Source organism: Nitrospira sp. BLG_1 (genome assembly GCF_047338595.1).
In the GTDB taxonomy this organism is placed as follows: Bacteria; Nitrospirota; Nitrospiria; order Nitrospirales; family Nitrospiraceae; genus Nitrospira_D.
In genome coordinates this window covers 41,911-65,493 of sequence record NZ_JBLFBO010000001.1, presented here as the reverse complement: position 1 = coordinate 65,493, position 23,583 = coordinate 41,911, and the positions used below count along the sequence as shown (strand labels likewise).

At 56.0% G+C, this 23,583-nt stretch carries 20 protein-coding genes; 13 read left to right on the top strand and 7 right to left on the bottom strand.

The features are described from left to right. Nucleotides 1-138: 138 nt before the first annotated feature. Nucleotides 139-1,044: a universal stress protein gene (locus ACMTNU_RS00335; RefSeq protein WP_413933210.1), complete on the bottom strand. Its 906-nt coding sequence runs from the start codon at nt 1,042-1,044 to the stop codon at nt 139-141. Between the two features lie 270 nt (nt 1,045-1,314). Here ACMTNU_RS00335 and ACMTNU_RS00330 point away from each other — a divergent pair, with 270 nt between their 5' ends. From ACMTNU_RS00330 to ACMTNU_RS00315, 4 genes are all read left to right on the top strand, one after another. Beyond that, nucleotides 1,315-1,761 carry an HPP family protein gene (locus ACMTNU_RS00330; RefSeq protein WP_413933209.1) on the top strand — a complete coding sequence of 149 codons (447 nt, stop codon included), beginning with the start codon at nt 1,315-1,317 and terminating at the stop codon, nt 1,759-1,761. A gap of 7 nt (nt 1,762-1,768) precedes the next feature. Continuing rightward, entirely contained in the window at nt 1,769-2,203 is a 435-nt protein-coding gene (locus ACMTNU_RS00325) for a cyclic nucleotide-binding/CBS domain-containing protein (RefSeq protein WP_413933208.1), read from the top strand. 7 nt (nt 2,204-2,210) lie between these two features. Then, entirely contained in the window at nt 2,211-3,152 is a 942-nt protein-coding gene (locus ACMTNU_RS00320; protein WP_413933207.1) for a L,D-transpeptidase, read from the top strand. A gap of 72 nt (nt 3,153-3,224) precedes the next feature. After that, complete coding sequence (locus ACMTNU_RS00315) at nt 3,225-4,241, top strand: alcohol dehydrogenase (RefSeq protein ID WP_413933206.1); 1,017 nt, start codon at nt 3,225-3,227, stop codon at nt 4,239-4,241. Between the two features lie 387 nt (nt 4,242-4,628). On the opposite strand, the gene ACMTNU_RS00310 is transcribed toward ACMTNU_RS00315, so the two are convergent. Next, the gene (locus tag ACMTNU_RS00310; RefSeq protein WP_413933205.1) at nt 4,629-5,591 is read right to left on the bottom strand and encodes a GlxA family transcriptional regulator; all 963 of its coding nucleotides are present in this window, start codon (nt 5,589-5,591) and stop codon (nt 4,629-4,631) included. 106 nt (nt 5,592-5,697) lie between these two features. Here ACMTNU_RS00310 and ACMTNU_RS00305 point away from each other — a divergent pair, with 106 nt between their 5' ends. Next, nucleotides 5,698-6,000 carry a putative quinol monooxygenase gene (locus ACMTNU_RS00305; RefSeq protein WP_413933204.1) on the top strand — a complete coding sequence of 101 codons (303 nt, stop codon included), beginning with the start codon at nt 5,698-5,700 and terminating at the stop codon, nt 5,998-6,000. Between the two features lie 686 nt (nt 6,001-6,686). Here the strand turns inward: ACMTNU_RS00305 and ACMTNU_RS00300 are convergent. The 3 genes from ACMTNU_RS00300 to ACMTNU_RS00290 all read right to left on the bottom strand — a co-directional run bounded on the left by ACMTNU_RS00300 (nt 6,687) and on the right by ACMTNU_RS00290 (nt 9,156). Beyond that, the gene (locus ACMTNU_RS00300; protein ID WP_413933203.1) at nt 6,687-7,376 is read right to left on the bottom strand and encodes a VIT family protein; all 690 of its coding nucleotides are present in this window, start codon (nt 7,374-7,376) and stop codon (nt 6,687-6,689) included. A 166-nt stretch (nt 7,377-7,542) separates the two neighbouring features. Beyond that, a complete protein-coding gene (locus tag ACMTNU_RS00295; RefSeq protein WP_413933202.1) occupies nt 7,543-7,845 on the bottom strand; it encodes a hypothetical protein in 303 nt (100 codons plus the stop codon). A gap of 45 nt (nt 7,846-7,890) precedes the next feature. After that, entirely contained in the window at nt 7,891-9,156 is a 1,266-nt protein-coding gene (locus ACMTNU_RS00290) for a hypothetical protein (RefSeq protein WP_413933201.1), read from the bottom strand. A 283-nt stretch (nt 9,157-9,439) separates the two neighbouring features. Between ACMTNU_RS00290 and ACMTNU_RS00285 the strand changes: the two genes are divergently transcribed. The 3 genes from ACMTNU_RS00285 (at nt 9,440) to ACMTNU_RS00275 (ending at nt 13,533) form a co-directional block, all read left to right on the top strand. After that, complete coding sequence (locus ACMTNU_RS00285; RefSeq protein WP_413933200.1) at nt 9,440-9,859, top strand: hypothetical protein; 420 nt, start codon at nt 9,440-9,442, stop codon at nt 9,857-9,859. 1,076 nt (nt 9,860-10,935) lie between these two features. Continuing rightward, nucleotides 10,936-11,565, top strand: coding sequence for a hypothetical protein (locus ACMTNU_RS00280; RefSeq protein WP_413933199.1), 630 nt, complete (start codon nt 10,936-10,938; stop codon nt 11,563-11,565). Nucleotides 11,566-12,288: 723 nt separating this feature from the next. After that, complete coding sequence (locus tag ACMTNU_RS00275) at nt 12,289-13,533, top strand: vanadium-dependent haloperoxidase (protein ID WP_413933198.1); 1,245 nt, start codon at nt 12,289-12,291, stop codon at nt 13,531-13,533. Between the two features lie 204 nt (nt 13,534-13,737). Here ACMTNU_RS00275 and ACMTNU_RS00270 read toward each other — a convergent pair whose 3' ends face one another. Together ACMTNU_RS00270 and ACMTNU_RS00265 are read right to left on the bottom strand one after the other, a co-directional pair. Next, nucleotides 13,738-16,161: a Lon protease family protein gene (locus ACMTNU_RS00270; protein WP_413933197.1), complete on the bottom strand. Its 2,424-nt coding sequence runs from the start codon at nt 16,159-16,161 to the stop codon at nt 13,738-13,740. Nucleotide 16,162: 1 nt separating this feature from the next. Then, entirely contained in the window at nt 16,163-16,717 is a 555-nt protein-coding gene (locus ACMTNU_RS00265; protein WP_413933196.1) for a cold shock domain-containing protein, read from the bottom strand. A gap of 255 nt (nt 16,718-16,972) precedes the next feature. Here ACMTNU_RS00265 and ACMTNU_RS00260 point away from each other — a divergent pair, with 255 nt between their 5' ends. From ACMTNU_RS00260 to ACMTNU_RS00240, 5 genes are all read left to right on the top strand, one after another. After that, nucleotides 16,973-18,091 (top strand): phosphotransferase family protein, encoded by a 1,119-nt coding sequence (locus ACMTNU_RS00260; protein WP_413933195.1) that lies wholly within the window; start codon nt 16,973-16,975, stop codon nt 18,089-18,091. Between the two features lie 107 nt (nt 18,092-18,198). Further along, a complete protein-coding gene (locus tag ACMTNU_RS00255) occupies nt 18,199-18,741 on the top strand; it encodes an adenylyl-sulfate kinase (protein ID WP_413933194.1) in 543 nt (180 codons plus the stop codon). A gap of 331 nt (nt 18,742-19,072) precedes the next feature. Continuing rightward, a complete protein-coding gene (locus ACMTNU_RS00250; protein ID WP_413933193.1) occupies nt 19,073-22,681 on the top strand; it encodes an SNF2-related protein in 3,609 nt (1,202 codons plus the stop codon). A 330-nt stretch (nt 22,682-23,011) separates the two neighbouring features. Beyond that, complete coding sequence (locus ACMTNU_RS00245) at nt 23,012-23,290, top strand: type II toxin-antitoxin system Phd/YefM family antitoxin (protein ID WP_413933192.1); 279 nt, start codon at nt 23,012-23,014, stop codon at nt 23,288-23,290. Next, nucleotides 23,287-23,583: a type II toxin-antitoxin system RelE family toxin gene (locus ACMTNU_RS00240; RefSeq protein ID WP_413933191.1), complete on the top strand. Its 297-nt coding sequence runs from the start codon at nt 23,287-23,289 to the stop codon at nt 23,581-23,583. The genes ACMTNU_RS00245 and ACMTNU_RS00240 overlap by 4 nt, the downstream gene beginning before the upstream one ends.

The following is a 23,583-nucleotide window of genomic DNA, read 5'->3' as shown; positions in this document are numbered from 1 at the left end:
CTAACGTGCGGGATGGTCAAAAAGGCTGATCGGCGAGGCCGCAGCAAGTGAGGGCCCGAGGCGTACCCTCTGGGGTACGTTGAGGGTCCGAGTGATGCGAGAACAAAGCTGGCAGCCTTTTTCAACATCCCGTTGAGGTCAGGCACGGGCGCCTCTCACGATCAGCACTGAACAGGGGGCGTGCCTCAGCAGGCTTTCGGACACACTGCCGAGATAGAGTCGCTCGCTCTTCGTCAACTCACGGGAACCGATCACCAGCAGCTGGTCATGGCTTGCCTCGACATGTTTCACGATGGTGTCGATTACATGGTCCATCTGGACCTGAGTGACGACCGAAAAACCATCCTTGATGAACTCATCCCGTAGGCCGTTGACCAACCTGGTGGCTCGTTCCATGACAGGCCGTTTCAATTCGGCCAGTTGCGATTCAGAGAGATAGCGTGCCGCGAAGTCCGTCACGGGACTTTCCATCGAGGTCAGGATCGTAACCATGGAGGATTCCGGCAAGATACGGGATCGAAGAAACCGAGCGGCGGCGCGTGACGGTTTGGAGTCGTCCACGGCGATGGCCACGCGGAGCAGGGCGGTCAGGGGTTGTTTCACGACCAACAGGGGGCAAGGCGCTGTCGCGGCCACTTGGCGAGAGACACTTCCGAGCAAGAATCCTTGAATGTCGCTCAGGCCGCGCGATCCCATGAGGATGAGGTCAGCCTTCAGTCTCCGGGCCGTTCGCGAAATGGTATGCGCGATCGGACCATGCGCGAGGATCGTCTGGAGTTTTGTTCGTGGCCTGGTTGCTGCCTGGTCCAGGGCAAGTCGAGCCGCTCGCACGGCATCGCGCAACAGGGTGGTCCCGGCCTTCTCCATCGCGGCAAGGGCACGTTTCCGTGCGACGGGGTTTTTGTTCACGGCGGCCTGGAGCGACGGTTGATCGATGATGTGTAGGAGCACCACCTGGTCAGGTTCGTGACCGGCAAACGCTTCAAGTGCCTGGACCCCCCACTGCGAGTGTTCCGACCCATCGACCGCGCATAAGATACGCATAACTGGCCCCCTTCCGTGCAGGCTGTAATTCTGGAGAAGCCGTTTCGGGTATCAGATCTGCATCGGATGTGCCTGTAGCAGGGGATGCGACGGAAGAAGAATTGGCCCATTACCAGGGAGTTATGGAGAGAAACAGTGTTTTGACAGAGGAGCCTATTGAGGCGTTTTGCAGCAGGAACGGTTTTCCTACTGTGGTGATTCGCGTCAGTATGAATGCATCGCTCAGAAGGTGAGATCACAGAGCGCTTCCATATAGAGAGAGGAGGGGCAATGAAAAAGAAGAAGCAGGCTAAGGTGAAGATCAAAGTCAAAGACTTCGACTCAATGACCGTCAGTCAGGTCATGGAGAAGGACGTGCAATATGTCCGTCTGAAGACGAAAGGGGACGTCATCGCGTCGTTGACGATCGAGGGGTTCGGGGCCGTGCCGGTCGTGGAAAACGGCCGGAAGCTGACCGGCATTGTCAGCGAACATGATCTACTGGGAGCCGTCGATGACGGGCATCCGCTCGCAACTGTCTCGGCAAAAGATATCATGACGGCCAACCCTTACTCTGTCAGGCCGGAAACGACGCTTGGAACCTTGGTGCACGTGCTGCGGGCAAGCGATCTGATTCGCGTCCCTGTCGTCAATGCCAAAGAGAAATTGGTTGGAATCATTGCGCGACGCGATCTCTTGCGGGCCTATCTGGCCACAGGCGGCAAACGACAACTGTGAGGAGCTTATGAGACAAACCGAATTTTTCATGAAGGCGACCGATCCGAAGACCGTGACGGTCGGACAGTTGATGCAGGATGCCGTCACACGATGCACCTCGCGCACCGACGCATCGACGATCGCCCATCTGATGACCCATCGTAACTACGGAAGTCTGCCCGTTGTGGAAGAGGACGGCACATTGGTGGGGATCGTCACGGAATATGACCTCTTGCAAGCGATGGTTGAAGGGCGTGACCTTCGGAAGATCCTTGCAACAGAGATCATGTCGGCTCATCCCGTCGCCGTGACGGAGGATCAGACGCTTGCTCAGGTGGCCGATCTGTTCCAAGACCGCTATCTGACCCGTGTGCCGGTGGTCCGGAACAATAAGTTAGTGGGGATTTTAGCCAGACGGGATCTGCTATTCGGCTACATGAAGGCGTCGCAATATTGGTCGTAGCAGACTGTTGAAAAAGTCCACCAGCGGCGTTCTCGCGTTGCTCAGAGGCTCAACGTACCGAAGCGTACGCCTCACCTCTTCGCTCGCTGCGGCCTTGCTGGTGAAACTTTTTGAACAGTCTGTCGTGCGTACGTTCATCATGTCCATGACAGTGTCGCGGTTGGTTTGGAGTGCCCTGCTTACGGGCATCGTCCTTATTCCCATTATTGTTTATTCGGAACCAACGATAAAGCCGCGTGGCGCCTGTGGTATCAGTTATCCCAGCGATGCGACTATCCAGTGGGAGTGCCGAACACTCCGTGTCGGTGAATCGTTGGAGACTCTCTTTGATGAACAGTGGATCGTTGTCGCGCGGTTCAACCGAAGCGACCGGCGCCATGTCCACGCTGGGGTATCCATCAAGGTCCCGAAGCAGATCCAGGACGTGGAGTATTTCTCGCCGCTGCCGTTGCTGTATTTCGCGGCGGAGCAGGAGAGACGGTGCATCCTGGTCAATCTCTCCGAGCAATTTCTGGGTGCCTACGAGTACGGGGTTCTGCGATTTGCAGTACCGATCGCCTCAGGGAACGGCCATGATGAAACGCCGACAGGGGAATTTCGTCTCACTGCCGCGCACCGCGCCCATCAATCCTGTCGCTATACCGTTGAAGGAACGGACCGTCCCTATCCAATGAACTACGCGCTCAGGTTTCATATCAATCGCGACGGCGTCTCCTACTGGATTCACGGTCGCGACCTGCCCGGCTATCCCGCATCCCATGGCTGCATCGGTCTCTATGACGAACCGATGCAGAAGGAGCAGTATGGTTATCCCAAATCCCCGGAACTGAATGACGCGAAGCGACTCTTCGAATGGGTCTTAGGCGGCGAAGTCGAGGATGACCGACTCATCGCCCTGACAAATGGACCAAGAGTTCACATCCTCGGCAAGGCACCGAGTCAGCGGTAAGCCAAGGGTATTGAAAGTGTTCTGGTGCCACCTGAGAACAGTGTCGATATTCTGCCAGCGAAGGAGGCGTTGATGACAGTCATGACATCCGTGCAGATCACCTCCCCTGGAGGTCCGTTCAAGATCGCCCACGGGCCGGTGCCGGAACCCAAGCCCAATACGGTCCGTGTGAAAGTCCAGGCTTGTGGGATATGCCATAGCGACATGTTCGTCAAAGAAGGCCATTGGCCGGGACTTCAGTATCCGCGTGTCACGGGCCATGAGGTGGCGGGCGTGATCGATGCCGTCGGTGCCGGGGTGATTGCCTGGGAAAAAGGCCAGCGTGTCGGGGTGGGGTGGCACGGCGGGCATTGTGGCCACTGTGCCCATTGTCATCGCGGTGATTTTTTCGGATGTCAGAGGTTCCTCGTGACCGGCTTTCATGAAGATGGTGGGTATGCGGAGTACCTCATCGCGCGTACGGAAGCGCTGGCGGCTATTCCCGATGTGTTGACGGCAACGGACGCGGCACCGATTCTCTGTGCCGGGATTACCACGTTTAACAGCCTGCGTCACAGCGGAGCCAAGGCGGGCGATCTGGTGGCTATTCAGGGACTGGGCGGGCTCGGCCATCTCGGGGTGCAGTTTGCCAATAAGATGGGTTTTCATACCGTCGCCATCGGGCGTGGTCAGGAGAGATCGGCGCTGGCTCTCAAACTCGGTGCTGAGCGCTATCTCGATGCCGAAACGACTGATCCGGCGAAGGAGCTGGCGAGTCTCGGTGGAGCCGCTGTGATTTTGGCGACGGCGCCGAGCGGGAAAGCCATGTCGGACATGATCGATGGCTTGGGAGTCGGCGGCAAGCTCATTGTTCTTGGGGCATCGACTGATCCTATGACGGTCACACCGCTTCAACTGATCGGCGCACGTCGAACGATTCAAGGATGGCCGTCAGGCACGGCTCGTGACTCAGAGGATGCGCTCAACTTTTGTGCCCTGACAGGCATCCGCCCGATGGTGGAGACGTTCCCGTTGGAACAGGCAGCGGCAGCCTACGACCGGATGCTGAGCGGAAAGGCTCGCTGCCGAGTGGTGCTAACAATGGAGTGAGGTCCTCGGGCGTATGACCTGCGAACTAAGAAATCGCAGGTTATTGCAGTGTATTAGAGGCTCCGGATTATGCAATTTACCTCCCCCTCATGACCAGCCAATGGAGTGTTTCCTCTCGCAATGGACCTGGGAGGAACTCAAACTCGAATGAGTGAGCGAAAACTAAGCGCTGGCTACTCTTACTGAGGATAAGGGGTCGCTTCGTATTCAGTAACTGCTCAAGGAATGGAGGGGAAGGAACGGCAAGGAAGAGAATGTCTCCTCCCCGACTAGGTTGCCAGAGGCGAGCGTTTATCCTGGCTGTTTAATTTTGCTAGCCCACAAAACAAGGGCTCAACTACTGGGCAAAAGGATGAAGTAGACCCGTTATGCTTCGGCTCATTTCCCTTAGCGGCGTGGACGTAGGTCGCGTACACCGCGTCCAATCTTTCGCCGGATGAGTGTGCGAAGTGTTACCCCATCCGCGTATCCCACCTGGATAGCAATCTGGTCAATACTGGCGCTGCTCGTTTGTAGTAGATGTACTGCCCGCTCGACGCGGAGGTCCTGAAAGTACGCGAGTGGGGACTTTCCAAGCACGGAATGCATGCGACGGGCGAGGGTCCGTTCACTTGTCACAACTGCGCGGGCCGCCCCGCTAAGCGAAAAGCCACTAGCGAGGTGGCGACGCGCCCAACGTTCGAACCGTTCGACGAGTGGGTCCGAGTGCGCAAGGTGGTCTGGAATCATGAAAGCCGCCTGAGATGGACACGAATCGATTACGAGGTAGCGGGCCGTCAGTGCCGCCAGTGATGGGCTTCTGCGACGGATTAGCCACAACGCGAGATCAAGATGCGCCAGCGACGCCCCAGCGGTAACGAAACGCGATGAACTCACGAGCATCCTGGAGTCGTCGAGTACGACATGCGGATACCGTTCACGAAAGAATGGGGCAAGCCACCAGGAGGTCGTTGCACTCTGACCGTTCAGCAAAGACGTACCCGCAAGTATAAACGTGCCAGTGCAGGCCGAGCCCACCAACGTGCCGCTGGCCGACCATTCACGCAGAAGCATCTGTGCGTCAGTGATCTCTTGCTGTTCAAGAGCAACCCGGAGGGTTTCAGGCAGGTGAGCACCTAACGCTGGTACAAGCACAACATCCGGGTGGGTAAGTCGCCTCGCTAGACGTACAGGTACTGACAACCCATGCCTGGTGTGTACTTGAGGACGGACTCCAACGATCGTCACATTGAAACGTGTGGAGGAAGCCCCCAAAGACTTCGTGAGGTTATTCGCCGTGCTGAAGGTGTCGAGAAAAGCTGAGAGGCCGGTATCAAAGACTTGATTGAGAGCAAGAACGTAAATACGCATGGCGATAACTATATCATAATTGTCATTCCTGCCACTCGTGAAATTTGGCCTCAATCACTAAGCTTCAGGCTTGAATGTTGGTCAATTTAAGAAAGGATGGTTGAGTATGGTACATGTCGGACTGTTAGTACATTTGCGGGCTAAGCCAGGGAAAGAAGTGGATGTCGCTCGCTTTGTTGAAAGCGGGCTTGCACTGGCGAATCAAGAACCAGCTACACCGATATGGTTCGCACTGCGCTTGGGGCCTGGAATGTTTGGATTTTTTACTGCCTTTGCCGATGAAGCAGGCCGTAAGGCGCATTTGGCTGGCCCAGTCGCGGCAGCACTGACGGCCCAGGCATCTGAACTACTCGCCGAAACACCAAGGATCGAACCGGTTGAGGTGCTTGCCGCGAAGGTCATGAGCTGAGGTTGAGCAAAAGAATAGAGCTTGTTGGTGAAAAGCTTGGCGGATGTGAGTAAACTATCTGCCGACTTGTCATAAGCGACGGCCGACGGGAAGCCGTTGGCCGTCGCGGACAAAAGCCTGGGCAAAGATTGATCCCCGCAGTTTATTTTCTGATCACTGAGAGCTATTTTCCACGATCTGGCATAAGTACGTTTTCGTCTTGTTCCAATTCTTCTGTAAGAGATTGAGGATGAAACGAAGAGGAACTCTGGGGACCTATGGTCACTTGGTTCATCGACAATTGAAATCTCCTGCTCTCTTCATCTGCATTTGCTACCACGCTGCTACCAGGGCAGGACAAACTGACCCCATCAGCACCATCCGTGCCAGTGTCCCTGAGTTGTGGTTTCTTGTGGGGTTACATTGCCTGAGGCAGGGCTCTCTGAATTCTGTAAATCGCAGGTCGTATCATTGAAGGTCGGATACCTCTATTATCAATCACGTTGTGCTTAGAGCATAGACTGATCCCTGACGGTGATGCCACTTCAACTGATCGGCACAGGCCGAGCGATTCAGGGATGGCGTCAGGCACTGCGTGGGCCACCAAGGAGGGGCTGAACGAGTGCTTTCGTCTCTTGGCTCCGAATAGACCACCACTTTGCTAGCCTTAGCTTTACCCACGGTTCAGCGATCAGGAATAGTTGGGGTCAGGCAGGAACCCCAAACAGCGCTCCAACTCCAGCGGTCACGGCCATTGCCAAGGCGCCCCAAACGGTAACTCGCGTGGCAGCAATCATTGCGGACGCGCCGCCGACCCGTGCAGCGAGAGATCCTAAAAGAGCCAGGAATAGAAGAGAACTTCCGGAGACAGCCCACATAAGCGCCGAGGTTGGTACCAACAGGACGATCAGGAGCGGGAGGGTGGCACCAATAGAAAACGTGACAGCTGATGCCAAGGCGGCTTGCACTGGCCGTGCGGTCATGGTGTCGGATATGCCGAGCTCATCACGGCTATGGGCACCGAGTGCATCATGGGTCATTAACTGTGTTGCGACTTTGGATGCGAGTTCCGCATCGAGCCCACGTGCCACGTAGATGGCAGTCATTTCCTTGTGCTCCTGTTCAGGATCTGACGATAACTCGTTACGCTCTCGTTCGAGATCTGCGCGCTCGGCATCGGCCTGTGAACTCACGGAAACATACTCGCCGGCAGCCATCGCCATGGATCCGGCCACCAGACCGGCTATGCCCGCTGTCATAATACTCGTTGAGCTTGCGCCTGCTGCGGCAACGCCTACGACAAGACTGGCCGAGGACACAATACCGTCATTTGCGCCTAGCACAGAGGCACGGAGCCATCCAATACGGCGCACAGTGTGTGTTTCAAAGTGGGACATCGCAAGTAGTCCGGAGTTAGTCAGTTGACCCAACCTCAGAAATTTGGCTCAGTCGCCTCATGAGTGGAGCCGGTCCTAGGGAGGAGTCGGATGCCTTCATACTGCCACGGTGGTCCGACTTCAGGGGAACACGACCAACAGTCGGTGGACTCATACACATGCGTGGTTAGTCTGACTTTGGAGTGCAGCCGATTGAGCAGTCTGTTTCATACAACTGTGTATTCGGCGGGCATTGTACTCTCGGCTTGACAGGAACGCACAGGAAACTCGCCGGCGTATGTTCACGGTCGTCGGACAGGGTCCATCCTGGGCCACAGAGTTGGGCAGAGAGTCTCGCCTGTTCCATCTTGGCTTTGTCCACCGGTGCTCTTGGAATGCCGCTAATTTCTGGACCAGAATAGGCTGGTGTCATAGAAATGATGTTGGCGGTCATGAATAGAATTGCGATGAATCGAGCACGGTTTGTCATGATTCAGCCTCTCTTGAGCGAACGACTTTTCTGGACAGGATGTCTTCAACCACGACTGGGTGCTGCGCAGGCAAGGCGTGTCTGGTCTGGAGTCCGATTGAAGGCTTCTGTGAGATTGCCGGTCAAAGATGCTGCTCGTTCATAGACAAGAAAGTTATACGGGTCCTTCGCCGTAAGGCCGTACTTGTCGATGAGCATCTGATGCTGCCCCTCGGTTTGGATGTGGTACCGAACTTTCGTGATTAACTTGAGTCCGGAACTTTCCTTCGGCACTCGATACTCAAATATATAGTCTCGACCGGCCAGCGGCATGAGCCGATTGTCGTGCAACTCAACGATGGCTGGTTGCCAGAGGATCCAGCGTCCCATCGTGTCCGACTGTTGCTCCAACACCTTGCCGTTCTGATCCTCCACTGCAAATTCGACCGTGAAGTGGCGATCAGGGTCCCCCGTCGGGAGTTTGTGCCCTGCACCTGCGTTGACCAGGGTTAGAATTACTCGCACCTTGTCGCCGGGCTTCGGTTCGGCCGGGTCAGCCATGATCTTCACGTCGATCGCCCGCTTCACCATGGCGGGATCATGTCCGCCACGCCAGAGATGCTGACGGCCTTGGCGAACGGGGCCGCCTATTGCCACTGGTCGTTCGATTTCCGGCATATGGCAGCTCTGGCAGATGAACCCGCGTTCTTTCTTCCAGTGTCCATCTTCATATTCGGGATAGGTACCGCAAGGCCCGCCGTTATAAAACTGTGCCGGTCCTCCCACGACGCTGTGACAGCGCTGACAGAGTTGTGCGGTACGAAACATCGGGTCATGTTTTGTCGGATGGGGGGCCTTGGCGTCTTCGTACGGCCCCATGATGACCCCATCCCGTACATGACAGGCCGCGCAGGTCACGCCTTCCTGTTGGTACAGGTTGTCGTAGTGCGGATTGGGCTCTTGGACGGCACGTTCGACTCGATCTCGCGGAATGTCCTTGATCAGGGTCGGTTGCTGGTTTTCCAGCGGGGTGTGACAGTTCAGGCAGACCCAGATGTGTTTATCCTTCGTCCAATAGGCTTGGAAAAAGGGATCCGTATAGGCCTGAGCATGGATGCTGGTTTTCCATTCGTTGTAGATGTCGACATGGCAGACTCCGCAGGCCTCCGCCTTCAAGCTCACGAGACCGTCGGGAACTTTTTGATGGGGGATGGCATGGGCATAATCTTCACGCAAGCCGAAGATGACGACGGGTTTTACTTCGGTATAGTACAGGTACGTGAGGCCGCCTAGCACGACGAGTCCGATCAAGGTTCTCTTCACCCACTGCATTGATGGCTCCGTTCGACCCGCTCTCGTGTTGAGTGTCTCAACGTGTGCGCCACTATATACTCTGATTGATCTGTTGCGGAGAGATAGCAGTCATCATACTGGACGGCTTCCCACTCTCTCAACTCGTGTCTCTCTCCAGCCTTGTACGAATGGATCAAGGAAACGTGGTGACAGGGAACTCAGGGCAACAAGTCTCGCCATAGGGCCAGAATATGACTTGCTCCAAGCAGGCGACTTCGCTATACAGGGCTGGTCCAACTTAGTTAAGGGAGGAACACTAATTATGCATGGGATGCCGACGGAAACGTTGCTTCGCGGGATTGTTTGCCTGTTGGTCATCGGAGGCTGTGCGTCTGAACAGGTCGTCGTGGAACCAACCGCAACAGGGCCATTGATCTCATCGGCTCCTCCTGACGTAGCCCCCGCTGGGCCATCGGATTTTGTGAAGGCGTGCTTGGCCCGAATTGCGAATGATGCCAGCGAAGGGGCCCAGATGGTGGCCGAGCAAAGCTGTCAGGACAATGAAAAGCTTCACCAAGCTGTGGTCGGGGTTGCCGTGGCGAAAAGTGGTAATCGTGCATCCGCCGGTACGCAAGGTGATTCGCTGGACGCCTGTATGACACGTATCCCCACCGACGCAACGGCAGGTCAGCGACTGTTGGCGGAAGAAAGTTGTAAGCGTGATCAGTTTATGCATCACTGAATAGAGGGCGATCGCAACCAGGATTCAGACTTGGACCTTCAGGCTGGCTCCACCTCTCCATGGTCTTAGGTACTGAGGGGGGCACTCTGCCCGTCCTCAGACCTGGGTCTGGTATCGCCAACTCAAAGCTATCAATGTAGCTATTTCTCGCAGCTCTATACCGCTCCAACTTCTGACTTCCAATCACTCACACATTTTTCGGACAGCGTTGTCCCGGATTTCGGCCTGTGCAATCACCGGATCAGATGCTCGTGTGTCCAAAGATATAGATGAAGAGATCTTCACATGGCATTCATGGTCTCTTCATTCGGGGGCGTTATATTTGGTTATGCAATACTAACAAACAAAGGAAGGTGTCACACGTGCACAACATACTGGATCTTTCGATGGTCTGCTTTCCGTACGTCGTCATGGGAGTAGGCCAGGTGGTTATAGCGGGTACACAGGTGAAGGTAAGGAAAGTTGAGAATGTAGAGGAACACAGGGGGCGGAGAGTGTCCCACACAATCATTTTGACGACACCTTCAAGCATAGAAGAGATAAGGCTACCAGGGCTTCCCGTATTGTTGCCGAGTTGAGGAGATATCCTGACAGTGCTGTTCCAGCGGCTTCACAAACACGTCAGAGGCGAAAGACTTTTGGAAAGCTCTCCATCCTGTCTGATCGTGTCTTCGTGTCTGGGAAACATGGTATGCGAAACGATTCGTTCAAAGAAAAGGAAAGGTAGGAATACGGTTATGACCATCATCATTCTATCTATGCTCGCGGTAAGCACCTTGTTTGGGGTCATGTATAACGCGTTTGGTGCGGAATAGTGGAGATGCCAGGAGCCTTCACCAAGCTGCCGGATTGCTGATGGCAATTGTGTAGCCCGGTCAGTGGGGTCACTTGGTTGGCGCACGCATGTGAGGTGCTCTGCGGTATGCGCCGACCTGCCGGTTCGAGTTTCAAAAGCGGGCAGGTTATGGAAGGACAGCGATCGTGAACGTCAAGTTGGGAATGAGGGAGGTTCTGATAAAAGACCTGCATATCGGAAGCACTCTATTCACTAAGAGCAGGTCGAAGGGAACAGTGTGATGATTGTATTGATTGGACGAGAAACGCGTGGAGTGATAGTGGGGACGGTGGCTATGCTGGCTCTCGGGTGGATGGTGGGTCCGGCCGTTGCGTCGACGGAAGGCATCAACGAAAAGGCAAAAGCGAGCCTGCAGAAAGCACATGACCAACTGAAACTGGCGATTGACCAGACTGAAAAAGCCTTGGGACCGGCTCGCAAAAGCAGCGGATCGATTCGGGTTCATATGCAGCGGGTACTCAATGTGCTCGGAGGGAAAGAGTCCCCTGAGTATGCCGACTCATCCGAGTATGCCGAAAAACTCCAACCGCATTTCAACGAAAAGGTTGGAAATCCTGGGGACGGGCATGGTGCGTTGCTCTACATGGAAGAAGCCTACGAGGCGTTGAAAGCCGGCAATGCGCCGGTAGCAGTTCAGGAAGCCGTAGAATATGCGATCATGCATGCATCAATGGTAGAGGGACACGCCCATGAATCAGTACATGGGACCGGTATCAAGCAGACACAAGAGCATGCCGCACATGCCGCGGCATTGTTGGTCGGAGCCTATGGGAAGGGTGACTCGGATTCTCCAGCCACCGGCGCGCTGGCCTATGCGATGAAACAAGCAGGATTGAAAATATCAAAATAGATCGGCAAATCATGAGCCTGCAGGATCAAATAGGTAGTTTGTGCATCGATAAAGCGATGCACAAACTCGCTTGCCTCTCCTCATGCTGCAGGGTTGCCGTGGAGCTGACTTGGTCATGCTATGGACCATGACACCTCCTTTCACGTCCTCACACGGTAGATTTCTGCTCGTGGATCGGACAGCGTCAACAACCTGGCGAGTAGTGCTCAAGGAGAGGAAATGGTCTGAGAAGGGGGCAAACACCCTTCTCAGACCAAGATGGTATGAGTGAATAGACATCCGATCCGGGATTTTGGAGGCTTCTGTCAGGAGATGGCTGCGTTGATTCTTTTCCCCTTTCCCTCCTTTCGCAAGCCCTACGGCATCTTTTTCGATCGTTACATCCAGTACGGAGGGAGAGAATCAAAGGCGCAGATTCTCTCGAACCTTCGTTTCTGGTACGAAATAGCAATTCCGTGGTCTTCACGATAGCCTGACTGCTGTGTCACTACGGTAGGTCCTTCATAGCTCGTCCAAATTGTCTATCTGGACAGACGGCTCTGAGGATATTCTCCCCACATCTTCGATCAGTGGTCCTGGTCATTGCCAAGAACCGCGGATGTAGAGAATCGTCAGGCGGATAATTTCGGCAGTCTAAGCACGATAGTTGCTCAATTACGGTGATACGCCGCGATCAACACATGCTTGATGAGGGAACAAGTCATCATTCAAGAGGGAAGAACTATGCAGCTAACAATCGTCTGTTCACAGAGATTGCGAGTAAGTCTCATCGCACTACTCCTCACGGCATCGGCACTGTCGGATGCGAGAGCGGATGCCGTCACTGAATGGAACGAGAGGGCCGGTGAGATCGTGGTGAAGGCTGGTTTGGGACCGTTGCCTGCGGAGCGCGTATTAGCAATGGTCCAAGCCTCGGTCTATGAAGCGGTGAATGCCATCACACGGCGGTATCCCGTCAGTGATGTGAAACTGGAGCCGACTCCTGGGGCATCATTGGAAGCAGCGGTCGCAGCGGCGAATCGTGCCATGTTGGCGAAACTGATTCCGTCTCAACAGGCAATCATCGATCACGCCTATCAGGCTGTTCTGACTACAATCGCCGATGGTCCAGCCAAGTCCAATGGTGTCGCTGTCGCTGAAAAGGCAGTCGCGGCCGTTCTGGCGAGGCGTGCGAATGATGGGGCTGCGGCAGGGGAGTCCTATCGTCCACATACGAGCGCAGGAACCTATGTGCCTACGGTGATACCGGAAGCGCCACAGTGGAGGCATCGCACACCCTGGTTGATGACGAACCCGTCGCAATTTCGTCCGGGGCCACCTCCGGACTTGGGCAGTGAAGTATGGGCGCGTGACTATAATGAGGTGAAAGCGCTGGGTGGAAAGCGGAGTCAACAGCGGACTGCGGAGCAGACAGAAATTGCCCGTTTCTGGGAAGAGGTCATGCCGCCAATCTATCATGCCATCGTGCGTTCAGTTGCGAATACTCCAGGAAGAGACATCACGCGGAATGCACGCTTGTTTGCCGCAGTGACGCAAGCGTCGGATGACGGCTTGATTGCGGTGTTTGATGCCAAATATCACTACGGTTTCTGGCGCCCCCTCACAGCCATTCGTAACGGCGACATCGATGGGAACGATACGACCGAACGGGATGAGTCCTGGGTGCCGTTCATTGAGACTCCCATGCATCCGGAATATCCCTGTGCACACTGCATCACCTCCGGTGCCGTAGGGACGGTGTTAAAGGCAGAGATCGGTCAGGAGCCAACACCGATGCTCACCACGAGCAGCCATGCAGCGGGTGATGCGATCCGCAGCTGGACGAATGTGGACGAGTTCATGCAGGAAGTGGCGAATGCACGGATCTACGATGGCGTTCATTATCGGAATTCCGGCACGGTCGGAACTGATATGGGGAGGCGGATTGCTCAGCTGGCGATTGAAAAGTACCGACTGACATACAAATAGCGCCTAGCAGAATGCTGAAAAAGTCCTCCAGCCGCGTTCTCGCATCACTCAGAAGCTCAACGTACCGGAGCGTACGCCTCACCCCTTCGCTCGCTGCGGCCTTGCTGGAAGCCGTTTTGAGCATTCTGAGGTGTAGCATGCCACAGTCTTTTCTCTCATCCTGCAACGGTGCGCGAAGCAGAAACCGAGTTTTTCTGCAGACTGCTACGGCTCTGTGATGATGTGCCCGCTCGGCTTTTCTTCCCCTTCGCCCCACTCCGCCACAGCCTGTGCCATCTCTTCTAATCGCAGCGCGGCTCGGCCAAACACACTGTCGGGTGGGTAGGCCCCATCGAGTCCCCGCTCACCGGCAGCGATGCCGGTGAGTAACTCCAGTGCTTCTTCAATGGTGTTCACGGCATACACGGCAAAGTGACCGGACTCGACGGCTTCCACTACATCGCGGCGAAGGGCCAAATGCTTGGTGTTGCGAGCGGGGATGATGACACCTTGCGTGCCGGTCAACCCTTTGCGTGAACAGGATTCGAAGAACCCCTCGATCTTTTCGTTCACCCCGCCGATCGGCTGTATTTCACCTAATTGATTGACGGAGCCGGTGACGGCCAGCCACTGATGGATCGGTAGATCGGCGAGGCTGGAGAGAATGGCGATGAGCTCGGCTACGGCGGCGCTGTCACCTTCCACTTCAGAGTAGGTCTGTTCAAACGTCAACGAAGCGCTCAAGGCAAAGGGATGGGCCCCTGAAAATTTACCGGCGAGATATCCGGCCAGCGTCAGGACCCCCTTGCTATGGATCATTCCCGCCAGTTCCGCCTCCCGCTGAATATCGATCACGCCTTTGGTGCCGACGTAGGTACGAGCGGTGATCCTCGTCGGGCGGCCGAACGCGTAGTCGCCGAACTCATGAACCGACAGCCCGTTGACCTGACCGACCACGTCACCGTCGAGATCGATCATCAGTGTGCCTTCTTTAATTTCATCTTGGATCCAATGTTCCGCCAAGTTCGAGCGATGACGTTTATGGGTGACGGCGGCATCGACATCTGCTCGCGTCACAAACGCATGGCCTTCTTTCTTCGCCCAATACCCCGCTTCACGGATGAGGTCGCTGACGAGACTGAGCCGGAGCGAGAGTCGATCGCGACGATCGGCAAAGCGAAGGCCTTGCCGCAGGATTTCAGCGACGGCATCCGCTCCGAAGTGTGGCAGTCCTTCTTCTCGACAGAGCCTCGCAATGAATCGGGCATATTGTCGGTCCTCCCGTTCGCTTCTCACGACTTCAGTGTCGAAATCCGCCTTCACTTTGAACAGCTTCTCGAAGTCTTCTTCGTAGGTTTGCAGCAGGTGGTACAGCATGGGCGGCCCAACCATGATGACTTTCACATTCACGGGGATCGGCTCCGGTCTCAGTCCCGCCGTGGAGAACCCGTAGAATTCACCGGGATCCTCGATCTTCACCTCATTGGTCTTGATCACCCGCTTGAGCGCGTCCCACGAAAACGGCTGGCGCAGCATGTCCACGGCGTTCACGATCAGGTAGCCGCCGTTGGCTTGCAGCACAGCTCCTGCACGAATTTCCGTGAAGTCGGTGTACATGACGCCCATATGGGCCCGCCGCTCGATCTTGCCGATGAGATTGGTGTAGGTCGGGTGTGCTTCGTCGATGACGGGAGCCCCTTCCCTTGGGTCGCGTTGGACGATCAGATTGACAAGGAAACGCGACATGTCGGGTCGCTTGAATTCCAAACCGGGGATGGCAATGGCGGGCCCTTCCCGCGGCAGGAAGTCCTTGTAGTGATGTACGATGTCGTCTCGAACATGTTCCAAGAATGTTGTGATGGGCGCAATATCTTGGTACGCCCGCCGCATGGTTTCATAACGGCCTTCCAGGACATTCGTGGCCAGTTGGCGGTCCAGATGGCGTTGTTGGTGCTCGGCTTCCTTCTCAAGACCATGGATGCGGATATGGAATTCGCGGATTTCCCCTTCAAGCGTCTTGCGCCGTTCGGTCAAGTCTCGCTGCTCTTCCTCGGTCATCGCCTCCATGTCGGCATCCGTCATGGAATGGCCGTCCTTAAGCGGCGCAATCCCGAAACCGACCGAAGTTTCCTCAAAGCCGAATCCTTGTGTTCGGCTGTGTTCCGTTAATTCGTGGAAGAGGGCCTTTTTCTTGGTATCGATGTCATCATGCAGCTTGGCCTTGGCATCGAGATATTTCTTGCTCTCGAATGCCAAGGGGATGTCACGTCGCAGTCCCTCGATGAATCCGGACATCTCTCGTTTGAATGACGCGCCCTGGCCGGCGGGCAGCGCAAGACAGGTTGGTCGAGAGGAATCTTGGAAGTTGTTGACATAACACCAGTCAGCAGGAGCGGGAGCGGTCCGTGCCATGGTCTTGACCATCTGCCGAATGACGGTGGCTTTTCCTGTCCCGACAGGGCCGGAGACGTAGAGATTGAATCCGGGACTCTTCATATTGAGCCCGAATTCCAACGCCTCCACGGCCCGCTCCTGTCCAATGATCTCCGTCAGCGGTTCAAGCTCGCCCGTATCCTCGAATCCGAGCTGCCCGGGATCGATCGTTGGGGCCAGCATGGAGACAGGGACTTTGAATTTTTCGATGTTCATCCTAGGACACCTTGGCCGCGATCGGTTGCGGAAGCGCGACGACCGTGGCTTGCGGACCTTTGAAGCCCTCCTCGAGGCCGAATACCACGTCGGCTCCATCTTCCAGTTGCTCAAAGGTGAGTCCCTGTAAGGCATTTGCGTGGAAGTAGACCTCACCGCCTCCTTCCTGGAGGATGAAGCCGTAGCGCTCATTGGAGAACAGCTTCGACACGACGCCCTGATGAGACGGCGCGGGAGGCAGGCGTATTTCGGTCTTCGCGCGTTTTTCTCGATACTTGTGGAGTTCAATGTTGGCAGCCTGAAAGGCAGATCTGATGGCTTCCTCGAAGGTCTTGTCTTCCTTGCGAGCCGTCAGGGTGTGACGACCGGGCAATGTGACTACAATGAGCGCTTCCGCCACGTTCACAAGTTTTTTGTGGTGCCGATTCTTGGTCAAGGTGACTCGACCGTGAATCACATCGTCGTGCCCGCGTTGGAGATCTTCCATGCGGGACTCGATCTCGGTCTTCCAGCGAGGGGTCATCGCGACATTGCGGCTGTGAATTTCTAGTTCCATTCGTGCCTCCACATCGTAACAGTTCAGTTCCTCTTACCGACCGGAGGTCGCAAACGATATGCCGAGGGAGCAATGACTCGAGAGTGTCGGTCAATCAGCAATGTGTGGATGTTTTATGATCCGAGTCGGCCCAGCTGACTTGTATTGGGGTATTTGTCCACAGGACCACTCTGGCCGGTGTTGCGCAATGCAACAGTTCTTTGAAATGGGTGAAGGGTAAAGAGTGAGGCGTAGGCGATAATGGGAGATGTGCCCATGGAACGCGATTTGCGTGAGAGTGGATGCATGTCTGCGTTGCGCAAGCAAACCATGGAACGCTACCTACAGACCCGTTTTGGTTCGGAGACGCGACTCTTGTCCTATGGAATCATCGGCAAGGAGAGTTCCAAGGGATCCCAGAAGCGGTATGGGTATGGCACGCCGGTCAAATTGACCTTCCAAATCGGACGACGGGTTCAGTCAGCTGTGCTTGAAACGATGAAGCCCGGTCCATTCGGGCATGAGCATATGGCGGATCGCGCCCAGGCGATGCTCTGGGACTATGACTCCTATGGACGGCTTCCACGACATGTCAAGGCGCTGGATGTTGGTGCGTTCAATGCCAAGCAGGAGCTTTGTTCTCTTGCCGAAGCCCAAGAATTCTTCGTGCTGAACGAATGGACTGATGGCGCAAGCTATCATGCGGATCTTGAGCGATTGGCGAATGGTGGGGGGCTCCGTAAGCTGGATCGACAACGCGTGGTCGCGCTGGCGCGGTACCTGGCACAGATCCATGCCAAAAAGCGTCGAGACGCGGATCTCTATAAGCGTCGGCTGCGTGAATTGATCGGTCATGGCGAATGCATCATGGGGTTGACCGACAGCTATCCCACACGCTTTGGCTTTATCACCGCTGATCTGCTACGAACGGTGGAGGAAGCGTGCAACCGGTGGCGGTGGCGTCTCCGTGACAAGGCCAACCGGCTTGCACAGGTGCACGGAGACTTCCATCCGTACAATGTCTTGTTCCGTCGCGGGACGGATTTTGCGGTGTTGGACCGGTCGCGAGGAGAATGGGGCGAGCCGGCCGACGACATCACGGCCATGACGATCAACTATCTGCTCAACTCCCTGATCCGGCGCGGGAAGCTGTACGGGTCGTTCGAAGTCCTGTTCCGTTTGTTTTGGGAGACCTATCTGGAAGCGAGCGGCGACAAGGAAGTGACAGAAACAGCCGCACCGTTCTTTGCCTTTCGCGGCTTGGTCGTGGCCAGCCCGCTCTGGTATCCAAACCTGTCGATCGACACCAGGCGGAGTCTCTTTCGTTTCATTGAAAACGTGCTCGACGTGCCGCGCTTTGAGCCGGAGCGGGTGAATGAGTATTGCGGTGTTTGATACGCTGTCAGCTCTCAGCGTACAGTTGGGAGAGGGAATTCAGAGAGAATGTGATCCTCGCACATGCTGAACGCTGATAGCTGTTTGCTGGAAGCTCAGCACGATTTATGACTCGTCCACAAGCGTTTGCTATCTGGCTTACGGGTTTGCCTGCGTCGGGCAAGAGCACCATTGCCGCAGCGCTTCGACCTCAGCTTGAACAGTTGAAGTTGTCCGTCGAAGTCCTCGAGTCCGATGCAGTCAGACGCATCCTCACGCCGACCGCGACCTATTCGCTGGCGGAGCGGGATCTCTTCTACCGCGCCCTGGCCCTCATGGGAGCGAGATTGGTGGCACATGGCGTCACGGTCATCTTCGACGCCACGGCAAGTAAGCGTGCGTACCGTGATTTCGCTCGAAGCCTCATCCCTCGATTCATCGAGGTGGCAGTAGAGTGTCCGTTAGGACTCGCGATGCAACGTGACTACAAGGGGACCTATCAGCGAGGTCAGCGAGGTGAATCATCGACCGTTCCAGGGCTCCAAGACCCCTATGAAGCGCCGCTTCATCCGGAAGCCAGGATCGATACGACGCAACTCTCAGCGACAGCCGCAGTGAGAACCCTGTTGGAAGTTGTGAATAAGCAATTCAAAGAGGAGGTGCCTCGCTGACCGCTACTCCCATGCGCTCCGCCCTGGACGACATGATTCATGAACGCTTCTCCTGCAACCGCTGACCGGCCGCTACGACAATGCTCGCCGCTCGCTCTTCGATTCTGAGTTCCAGGTTTCATGTTCAACGTTTCAAGTTGTGCAGAAGCCAAAACCCTGAGACGTGAAATATGAAACTTGAAACCGTTAGCCGAGACGTTTCACGAGGTGCTCGGGACCCTGAGCGCTTCGGCAAGCTCAGCGCAGGCCGGTTGATGGGTCGCAAACCGTCATAAATGGCGTGGGTTTGTGACTTGATGGGGATCTTTCCCGCCCGTTATAGTGACGCCCCATGCAAAAGAAGCCTGCATCCCGTTTTAGGAAAACACAGAGTCCTCCTGCTCAAGAAACGGGGAGCTCCATTGCCCAGGCCCCTGCCGCGACGGCTCTGCTTGCCGCATTTCGGACTCTTGCCGTCAATGAGGTGTATACGATGGCCCCGAAAGCGTCGGTGGTGCGAGGGTATGACTACTACCGGCAGCAACGACTTCAGTGTTATGTCTGGAGCAAGGATGGCGCGACACTCACGGCCCATGTGCAGGGCACCATCTTGTACGAAGTCGTGTTTTCCCTGGACGACGGGTTTCTCTCTGCCTTTTGTGACTGCCCCGCCTGGGAGTTCGATTGTCCGTGCAAACATGTCCTGTGCGCCTGTTTCACCACCAAGCATCTCCTTGTGCCCGAGACGTTCCAATTGTCCGATCGAGAACAGGCCCATCTGGCCGCACTCCGAACCGACTTGTTCGGGGAACCCACCAAGGCGGGCTTCCCGAGCAAGGGCAACGCGGTGGAGTCGGGCTATGAAATCGTGATCGATGCAAGCCAGCTCTCCCCGCAGCTCTCCATCTACCGCAATGGTGTGAGACTGCCTGCGGGGTGGGCTCCTGATGTACCGCCCGAACTGCGCCCGTTGCTTCATTCGTCCTGGTTTTCGACCTACGGAGATGATCCTCTGTTGCGCTACCTTGGCTTAGCCAAGCGGCGGTTCCCTATTGTGCTCAAATTCGGCCGGGACTCGCTTATCCTTCAATGGGCTCCGACGGTCGCGTGCCAAAGTAGGACGGAGCTGGCTCTTTCCGATGAAGGCGTGAGGATTCGCGCGGTGTGTATGGCGGACGGCACCGTGCTCGACCGGATTGTCCGGTTTCGTCGTTTCGTCGTGGACGTAAACGGCCAGCGCTTGCTTCTTTTGGAGGAAGAAGGTGGGTGGGCCCCCTTTCTGTCACTGCGCAACGGTTTCCGGCGGTTCGATTTTCCATATGATCGTAGCGGACTGGATGAAGCGCCCTGTGCGATCACTCTACCGGCTAGCGAAGACCATCGGCGATGGCATGGGCAGCCCCATGCGCTGGAATTCACTCTTTCACGAGAGGAGTTCCACTCCTCACAGATCGATCTGAGCCGCAAGCAGGCCGACAATACCCTCCACGATATGCTCTTTCGGGTAGATGGGCATGAAACGCCGGTTCGCTTGTCTGTTGCCGGATCAGGAGGCGAGGAACGGGACTACGCGTTAACGCTCAGGCCGTTGCTTGATGAGGCTGGTGCCCCAACGACTGCATGGATGCTCCAGGCACAATGCCGGCAAGGTGAGAGGTGGTGCTCTCCAAGTGCGGCGACCTTTTCCTTCATCCGGGCGTTGGAACAGGGGCGCGCCGTGTCAACGCCGTTGCGAACACAGAAACGCAAGGCCGTGCTCTACGAATTGTTCTTCAGCTTGCTGACGGTCGGTGAGGTGAAGGAACGAGACCGGCGTATCAAGGCGGCGTTGGATCAGACCGATTGGGTGCGGAGTATTCGGCTGGAGGCCGCACGATGGCTGAAACAGCACTTGGCTGTCTATGCCAGGCCGGATGTACGGTTGCAGATCGAGGCAGGGCGGTGGGGTTTGCAGACCATCGACAAGTCTCGTGAGGGATGGCTCTATCAGGTGCCGTTCGAGATCTTCGGTCCGGAAGCGTTTCGCGGCATGTCCTCGTATGATGCGATGGTGATCGATTCGCGTGTCCTGTTCCCACGATTGCCGGTTCTCTTGGAAAAGCTGACAACGGTCGGGATCACACTGTTGTACGAGGAGAAACCGCTCAGATCCATCCGGTGGGACTGCTCCGTTCACGTCAGGCATCAGGATCGACAGGAGACCGGAATCGACTGGTTCGAGATCAGGCCGGAGATCCGTTGTGATGGGAGGGCCATTGACGAGCAGGAATGGAGGACAGTTCTGCAGCGTGGCGGACTCATTGCGAGTGAGGGGGGGCTACGAGTTTTGGACGGCCCTAGCATGGAACGGCTACGAGCCATCCTCGACTTGACCGGGGATGCTCAGGCGAATCGAGAATCGGCGCAGGTCGTACGGGTGCCTCGGTTGCAGATCCTCGATTGGCTCGCGCTGCGCGAGCAGGGAATCCACGTGTCGTTACCGGCCGAAGATGAGGCAGTGCTGGCGGGCTTGCTGGGTTTTGTGCGGATTGAGAAGCCGCCGTTGCCGAAGGGGCTTCACGCAATGCTGCGTCCCTACCAGCAAGACGGGTATGCCTGGTTGGCGTTCCTCTATGCCCATCGATTCGGCGCCTGTTTGGCGGACGATATGGGGCTGGGCAAGACCATCCAAACCATCTGTCTCTTGGCTGCGATCAGGGAAGGACGCCTCAAGGCCGCGCGCGGGGTGAAAGGCCCTCACCTGGTCGTGGTGCCGACGAGCCTTCTCTTCAATTGGGAGCAAGAACTGGCCCGGTTCGCGCCCGAGTTTACCGTCCATGTGTATAGCGGGAGTGAGCGGACATTCGAGGCCGGGGACGGTGAGATCGTGCTCACGACTTATGGGCTGGTCCGTCGGGACATCGATGCCCTGGAGCAGATCCCGTTCCATGTGATCGTCTTTGATGAGGCCCAGGCGGTAAAGAATATCCAGGCGGATACGACCGGCGCAGTCCGACGACTCCAGGGCCGCTTCAAAGTCGCGCTGACCGGCACCCCACTGGAAAACCATCTCGGCGAGTATTTCTCGGTCATCGACCTCTGTGTGCCGGGGCTCTTGGGCGAGAGTGATCGATTCAAGACGGATATGAAACGGCTCTCAGGTCCCGCGCTTGACCGGGTGTTGCGCCGGACGAGGCCCTTTGTTCTGCGGAGGACCAAGGCGGAGATTCTTCAGGATTTACCTCCAAAAATCGAGCATGAGGTGTTTCTGGAGTTGACCGAGCGCCAAAAGGCGCTCTATCAACAGACGGTCGAACAAGTGCGCTCCACGATCGATGAGGCCTATCGCAGCAAGACCTCCGGGCAGGCGCAGTTCATCGCCCTCACGGCCATCCTCAAGCTTCGGCAAATCTGCCTGTCGCCACGACTCCTCACAAAACAGCCGGAAGAGCGCTCCCCCAAGCTGAGCTTTCTCGTGGAACGATTACACGTGTTGCGGGAAGAGGGGCACAGTGCGCTGGTGTTTTCACAGTTCACTAGCTTTCTGGATCTGGTGCAGGAAGCCTGTGTGGAGCATGGATTGCCGTATCACCGATTGGACGGTTCCACGGCACCGGCTGCGCGCAAAGCCCGTGTGAAGGCCTTTCAGACCGGTGACCAGCCCGATGTCTTTCTCTTGAGCCTGAAAGCGGGAGGGCAAGGGTTGAATCTGACCCGTGCAACGTATGTGTTTCATCTGGACCCTTGGTGGAATCCTGCGGTGGAGCGGCAGGCCTCCGATCGTGCGCATCGTATCGGGCAACTGCGGACCGTCACGATCGAGCGAATTCTCATGCGACATAGCATCGAGGAGAAGATGATGGCCCTGAAGCAACGGAAGCTCGAGTTGTACAACGCCGTGATGGCCGGCGCGGTGCGAGGCTCGGGGCAGGGCGTACTGACAAAGGCCGATATCGATTTCCTGCTCTCGCCGAGTGCCTGATTCCGAGAACTATGGCTGTGCGGGTCAAAGCGTTCGTGACCATGTCACATCCAGTCTAAGGTACTGGCCACGGTTCCGGTGCAGCTAACCCCCAAGGTGTTGGCGGATCAAAAAATGAGGATCGATATGATAAAGTTACCGCTCCCTACTTAGTCCTCAAATCAGATACTGCCCAAGCCATTTCCCCGTATGTTCCGACACCTGTTCCCGTGTGCCAGGCTCTTCGAGGAGATTAGCAAACCATTTGTCCCCGACTTATCTCCAAGCTCACTTGTCAGTATTTAGGCAAGCCATTATAATAGCCATTAATGTAGCCCATAGGAGGATAGTATGCCGCAGGTCGATGAGTTTGTCTCTGTCAGTGAAGCCAAGAATAAGCTGTTGGATTTAATCCGCCGCATGAAGCACAAGCAGGAGATCGTTGCGATCACGCGCGACGGCGTTCCTTCAGCGGTACTGCTGAGCATGGACCAATTCGAGGGGTTGATGGAGACCATTGAGATTTTAAGCGATCAGAAGGCGATGCGAGGACTTCGCCGGTCGTTGAGGCAAGCGGAGAAAGGCCAGTGGGTTTCTCACGAGGCGGTGTTTGGCCGTGACACTCCATGAAAGGGTACCGGGTACGCTATTCTAAGGAAGCAGCTGAGCGAATCCGAAAATTTCATCCTCAAGTCAAAGGTGAGATTAAACAGGGTATCAAGGAACTTCTCGTATCCCCACTTGCCGGACATGCGCTTCAGTTCGAATTAGCGGGGTTGCGGGCCTATCGTATTCGGACGTACAGAATTATCTATCGACTCAACGATGACGAGTCCTGCATCGACGTCGTATTTGTGGGGCCACGGCGGAACGTGTACGAAGAACTGAGAACACTTCTTCTGTCAGAGCCTGGAAGGAATTAA